The organism is Alcanivorax sp. HI0007 (assembly GCF_001635525.1).
Classification (GTDB): Bacteria; Pseudomonadota; Gammaproteobacteria; order Pseudomonadales; family Alcanivoracaceae; genus Alcanivorax.
Genome location: NZ_LWEJ01000105.1, coordinates 1 through 262 on the forward strand (window position 1 = coordinate 1; position 262 = coordinate 262).

Sequence of the window (262 nt, forward strand, 5' to 3'; positions counted from 1 at the left end):
GTGGCGGACGCCAACATCGGCTCCATCTTCGGTATCGGCTTCCCGGCCTGGACCGGTGGCGTGATCCAGTACATTAACCAGTATGAGGGTGGCCTGCGCGGTTTTGTGGCTCGTGCCCAGGAGCTGGCCAAGCTGTACGGTGATCGCTTCAATCCGCCGGCTTCCCTGGTGGAGAAAGCGGAAAAGGGCGAAATCTACAAATAACGTGGATGTCGTCTGTTAAAAAGCCCGGCCCTGTGCCGGGCTTTTTTATGTCTATCCG

1 protein-coding gene is annotated in these 262 nt (G+C 57.6%); it reads left to right on the top strand.

The features are described 5' to 3' along the window. The coding region (locus A3714_RS06360; RefSeq protein WP_156493833.1) for a hypothetical protein at positions 1 to 204 on the top strand (204 nt) is incomplete at its 5' end. Between the last annotated feature and the right edge of the window lie 58 nt (positions 205 to 262).